Source organism: Dialister sp. (assembly GCF_036343215.1).
GTDB lineage: Bacteria > Bacillota > Negativicutes > Veillonellales > Dialisteraceae > Dialister.
In genome coordinates, this window is record NZ_JAZASU010000110.1 from 1 (window position 1) to 5,248 (window position 5,248).

Consider the following 5,248-nt stretch of genomic DNA (forward strand, 5'->3'; position numbering starts at 1 on the left):
GCTTTCCGCGCATTAAAATTTAAAATTAATAAATTAAAAAGCGTATCCTGCTGGATACGCTAAAATGGGGTTATGTAATTGTCTGTTTTTAGGAGTAAATCCTTAAGTGTGTGCCATTACGAACTTCGGGGGGCCTGTGAGAGGAGCCTTATCGCGTACCGTTTATGTCAATTTCGATAAAATGGCAGGGTATCCATCTTCTGTATTTCTTCCAATAAAAAAATGCGCCCTCCGGGGCGCGGCCTTTACTGCGAACTGTAAAATGAGAACTGATAACTTTTAAAAATGTAGTTTTCTTTATGAAATGCAGGGAATTTATTTCTTATGCAGAACAATAACTACCCAGGCGATTCCCGTAACTATGGTGACGAGTCCGAAGAAAATCATAAATGGGATGAGGACCATAGGGGCGTCTGGGGAGAGACCGGCGCCTGTATGGGCTCCTTTGATGAAGAATTCGGTGAGGCAGATGAGGAATAAAAAGAAATTGACGAAGAATAATTGGTGTAATTTTTTCATTTGCTTTGACTCTTTCCCGTGCTGCCACGCTCAGGGCAGGGCGATTCTGAAGCAGGTTTCTGCTTCTGCAAAGTTGTTAAATCGATGAGCGCTTAATTTTTCAATGTCTTCCGTGATGGGGGTAGTATCCGGAATGAGGACGGGAATCATGCCGGCTGCATAGGCAGCGCGGATTCCATTGGGGGAATCTTCGAATACGAGGCATTTCTCCGGGGGAACTTTCAGTTTTTTCGCGGCGAGGAGAAATATGTCCGGTGCGGGCTTTCCTTTTTCCACTTCTTCTCCGCTGGCAAGGGCTTTGAAATAATGGGAAAAACCGGTGACCTGAAGGTTCGATTCGATGAGGGACAGGGGAGAGGAGCTTCCGATGGCCATGGGGACAGGAAGTTCTGAGAAGAAATCGAGGATGCTTTTTACTCCCAGTTTCAGGGGCACCTTTTTCTTCAGGATTTCGATGACTCTTTCTTTGACCTTAAGCTGGATGGGAGTCCCTTCCCTTACATGATAATACTTCTCAATTATTCTGTCCATAGGTTCCCCGCTGGTGCCGCAAATTTCATAGCGGAAAGAATTGGGGAGGGTGATGCCTCTTTCTGCGGCAGCCCGGTTCCATTCGATCTGGAATATGGTTTCCGTATCGAAGAGGGTACCGTCCATATCGAAAATGACGCCCTGAATCATACTAGCCTCCTATGTGGGAACCGGCTGCCGTGAAAACGGGAAGCATGACGGAAAATACAATGGCTGCTGTAAAAAATCCTACGAGGAGAAGGATGGCAGGTTCCAGAATGGCCCGGAAACGGGCGAGCCGCCTCTCCGCGTCCCGGGTGAGGATTTTTCCGCCGTACCGGAGAAACCGGGGGAGTTCGCCGCTTTCCATACCCACTCTGGCCAGATGGGTAATGAGGGGGAAGGAAATGGAACTTTCTCCCAGGGCTCTGGAAAAATCGGTGCCGCGGGTGACTTTTTCCTCTATCCGTTTCAAAGCGCGCCGGGCGGTGCGGTTCGTAATGACTTCTGCGGAAGCCGAAAGGGCTTCAGACATGGTGCGCCCGCTGTCCAGAAGGGCAGAAAGGGTATAGCAGAAACGGATGAGAAGGAGTCTTCTATAGAAAGCGGAACGGTACAGGAGGCGGTCCCGATATTTCTTACCTTTTTCTGTTTTCAGATAGAAAAGGATAAGGAGGGGAATCAGGAGGAGGAGGAGAATCAGGTATTTTCCATAGTCCTTCAGCCAGAGTCCCAGATTCAGGGCCGCCCGGGCGGGGAGGGGGAAATCCAGGGAGAGGGCGTCAAAAAGAAGGGCAAAGGAGGGAAGGATGAAAGTCAGGATGAGGAGGAAAACGGCCAGGGCAAAGAGGGTGATGAAGGCAGGATAGGCCAGGGCGCTTTTCAGCTTGCGGAGGAAAAGTTCTTCCTTTTCATAGTAAATGGAAAGGCGGCGGAGCTGGGCGGGAAGGGTGCCTGACATTTCGCCCACCTGGAGGAGGGAAAGAAAAAAGGGCGGAAAGCACCGGCTGCGGCGAAAACTGTCCCACACGCCACGGCCTGTGGAAATGGTTTTCCCGATTTTTTTCAGTACTTTCCGCTCTCTGCCTCCCAGCTGGTCTTCCAGCAGGGAGAGGGATTCGGTGAGGGTGAGGCCCGCTTCCAGGAGGGAGGCCCATTCTTCCGCAAAAAGGGCCAGGGTCCTTCTGGAGGAAAAAGGGGCGCGAAAGGAATACCCCTTTTCCTCCTTCACTTCTTCCAGGTGAATGAGGTGGAGTCCGCGGTCAAAAAGTTTTTCTGCCGCTTCTTCTTTCGTTTCTGCCGTGAGAAAGCCTTCCGATGGCGGACTGCCTTCTTCGTAGGCCTTGTAGATGAATTCCTTCATAGGCGCCTCTAGATTTCAAGTGTTTTCATGAGTCTGTCCCGTTCCCGTTCGGAAATATTCCTGAGGCCGTAGGCGGCCTGTTTCAATGTGCGCATGTGCTGGAGTCCCATTTCCATGTAGGAAGGAATCTGCTCTTCTTTCCCTTCCCGGATGAGATGGGAAACCGCGGGGATGTTCGCAAGGATTTCGCGGAGGAGGAAGGTCTCCTTTCCCGTGCGATACAGCTGCTGGGCGGAGACGTATTTCAGATTGGTCGAAAGGAGGGCCCGCACTTCCGCCTGTTTCCCTTCCGGAAAGGAATGGATGATTCGTCCGACGGAATCGGCGGCTCGGGTCGTATGGAGAGTCCCCAGAACCAGATGGCCCGTTTCCGCAGCCATCAGGGCTGAAGAAATGGTATCGCTGTCCCGCATTTCGCCTACGGTAATGACATCCGGATCTTCCCGGAGCGCATCCCGGATGCCTGCGGCAAAGGAAGGCACATCGCTTCCCACTTCCCGCTGGTGAATCAGGGCTTTCTGAGAAGGGATGAAATATTCGACCGGGTCTTCCAGGGTAATGATATGGCAGGCCCGTTTTGCATTGATCAGGGAAAGGATACGGGCAAGGGTCGTGGTTTTGCCGCTTCCCGAAGGACCGGAGACCAGGACGAGGCCATGGTCCAGGGCGGCAATTTTTTCCAGCCAGGGCTGATCTGAATCGGGCGGAAGGGAGGAAAGGTCCGGAAGGATCCGGAGCGCTGCGGCCCGGAGACCGCCCGAATGATACATATGGATGCGGAGGCGGTTCATGCCTGCAAAAAAGGCGCCGTCAAAGGAGCCTTTCTTTTCGTAGGCCTCCTTCCCTGTACCGGTCAGGCAGCGGGCGGAAAGCTCATCAAAAAGGGCGGCATCCGCATTTTCCTTAAGTTTCCGGAGAATGCCGGAAATACGGACCATAATGGGCGCACCTTCGGTGATATGGATATCCGTCATGGCGGGATACGCGGCAATCAGTTTTTCAATATCCATAGGTTCACTCCTCTCCGGCCCAAATCAGGGACGCTTCCGATGGCGGAATGACGCCCGCTTTCAATAATTCAATGGCCGCTTCTCCCATGGTGAGCTGGCCCTGTTTCTTCATTTCCTCCCGGAAAAGGTCCGGGGAAAAATGATTTCTCAGGATATCCCGTCCCCTTCGGTCAATGGAAATCAGTTCAAATACTCCCGTCCGTCCCGCCATGCCTTCATGACAGGCATCGCAGCCCGGCCCTTCCCGGACTTTCGCACCGGCGAGGGACGCGGGGAGTCTCAGCATTTCTATTTCCTCCTTCAAAAGGATCCTTTCCTTCCCGCAGCGCCGGCACACTTTTCCTGCCAGCCGCTGGGCCATGATGAGGGAAAGGGACGCCGAAAGGAGGTAGGGCGGAATTCCCATATCCATGAGACGCAGCGGCGCATCGGCGGCATGATTCGTATGAAGGGTGGATAAAACCAGATGGCCTGTCAAAGCTGCATGGACTGCTATTTCCGCCGTCTCTTTATCCCGGATTTCCCCGATCATCAGGATATCCGGATCCTGGCGGACGATGGAACGGAGACCGCTTTCAAAAGTGAGGCCGGAGAGTTCATTCACCTGAATCTGGGTAATACCGCTGATCCGGTATTCCACCGGGTCCTCCACGGAAACGATGGAAACCCCTTCGCGGTTTAAAAGTTTCAAAGCCGCATAAAGAGTAGAGGTCTTGCCGCTTCCCGTAGGTCCGCAGGTCAGGATCATACCTGCTTTTTTCGAAAGGGCTTTTCTGAAAAGGGCCTCCTGGGCGGGCAGCATGCCGAGGGTATTTTTTTCGATGAAATCCACCTCTCCCGAAAGGATACGGATCACGATGGTTTCGCCGTACATGGAGGGAAGGATGGAAATACGGAAATCATAGGGGATTTTATTGATCACTGCCGACCAGGAACCATCCTGGGGCTTCCGGCTTTCCGCCACATTCATATGGCCCAGCACCTTGGCCCGGACCGATAAACCTTCCAGCTGCTTCAAAGGCTGGCGATACCTTTCATGGAGCACTCCGTCTTCCCGGAAACGCACCCGGAGACAGGACTCCTGGGGCTCCAGATGAATATCGCTCGCCTTCAGGCGAATGGCTTCCCGGAGAATCCTGTCCAGCAGCACATCGGGCTGGGTGATTCGAATGGACTGCATGGCACCGCCTCCCCTGAAAATTAAACGATTCTTTCCTATATTATAACAATGGAAGGAAATAAAGGGAAATATTATAGATTTTGCCTGCGGATACGAGCTTGGGGCTTTTGAGGCATTCCGACTCGGACCGTTATCGTGATGGGGGATTTGCCTGCGGATAGGGACTTGGAGCTTTTGAGGCATTCCGACTCGGACCGTTATCGTGATGGGGAATTTTGCCTGGGGATAGGGGGTTGGGGTTTTTGAGACATTTATCCCGGGATTGTTTCGTCAGTCAGCCCTGTTTGTGCCGTGCAGCGATAAAACACCTATCCGCCTGCTCCGCAGGCTGTCCATTCAGGGACGGTGGGGCCCTGCAGTGTGCTTTCCTTTTTCTTCATGTTCGGCTTGTACCTGTAGTGCAGAAAAATAAAAAAAGGCGCGGCTTCCTGATTTGTGCCGCGCCACCTGCCCGAGTCCCGATTGATGTAAAGTCCCGAAGATAACTGATTTTTCAAAGTTTCAAAGAATTCAGCCACTGAGAACTGAGAACTGGAAACAAAAAAAGCCGCCCACTACGAATCGTAGTGAGCGGCTTTTGAGCACGAAAACAAGTCCTCCTGTAAATGAAGGACTGGAGGATAGAGCCGGGTTCCCAGAATTCCGGGACATACTGATCAATCGGCA

General features: G+C 52.4%; 5 protein-coding genes. All 5 read right to left on the reverse strand.

What is annotated here, in order from left to right; all coding sequences use genetic code 11:
• Positions 1 to 315: 315 nt before the first annotated feature.
• Genes VZT47_RS09230 through VZT47_RS09250 form a run of 5 tightly spaced genes read right to left on the reverse strand, consistent with a single transcriptional unit; the run spans position 316 to position 4,582 of the window.
• On the reverse strand, positions 316 to 519 hold the full coding sequence (locus VZT47_RS09230) for a hypothetical protein (RefSeq protein WP_330224676.1): 204 nt from the start codon (positions 517 to 519) through the stop codon (positions 316 to 318).
• A gap of 30 nt (positions 520 to 549) precedes the next feature.
• Positions 550 to 1,200 (reverse strand): HAD family hydrolase, encoded by a 651-nt coding sequence (locus VZT47_RS09235; protein WP_330224677.1) that lies wholly within the window; start codon positions 1,198 to 1,200, stop codon positions 550 to 552.
• A gap of 1 nt (position 1,201) precedes the next feature.
• The gene (locus VZT47_RS09240; RefSeq protein WP_330224678.1) at positions 1,202 to 2,392 is read right to left on the reverse strand and encodes a type II secretion system F family protein; all 1,191 of its coding nucleotides are present in this window, start codon (positions 2,390 to 2,392) and stop codon (positions 1,202 to 1,204) included.
• An 8-nt stretch (positions 2,393 to 2,400) separates the two neighbouring features.
• Entirely contained in the window at positions 2,401 to 3,402 is a 1,002-nt protein-coding gene (locus tag VZT47_RS09245) for a type IV pilus twitching motility protein PilT (RefSeq protein WP_330224679.1), read from the reverse strand.
• 4 nt (positions 3,403 to 3,406) lie between these two features.
• Positions 3,407 to 4,582 (reverse strand): GspE/PulE family protein, encoded by a 1,176-nt coding sequence (locus tag VZT47_RS09250; RefSeq protein WP_330224680.1) that lies wholly within the window; start codon positions 4,580 to 4,582, stop codon positions 3,407 to 3,409.
• Positions 4,583 to 5,248: the final 666 nt, after the last annotated feature.